Raw genomic sequence first — 230 nt, forward strand, 5'->3', positions numbered from 1 at the left:
GCAGGCCGGATTCCTTGGCGAAAATATCGGACATCACAAAGACCCCCAGCACCGTGGAAAGGGCCACGACGTTGAGCAGGTAATGGGGGGTGAGATACTTCTTAATGACAAACGCCAGGGCATGGGCAAAGGTAAACCCGAAAGTGAGGCCGAATAGCAGGATTTTGCCGAATTCGATCAGGGCGGTTTTCGTATACGCCCCCCCTTCGGCCCCGACGCTGATAAACTCG

Annotated in this window: 1 pseudogene; it reads right to left on the reverse strand. The window is 55.2% G+C overall.

Annotation, left to right across the window (positions count from 1 at the left end):
* Window positions 1–230 (reverse strand): annotated as a pseudogene (locus tag ACRHNM_RS18495) (cation:proton antiporter); the annotation flags it as partial.

The organism is Psychroserpens mesophilus (genome assembly GCF_050617655.1).
Taxonomy (GTDB): domain Bacteria; phylum Bacteroidota; class Bacteroidia; order Flavobacteriales; family Flavobacteriaceae; genus Psychroserpens; species Psychroserpens mesophilus_A.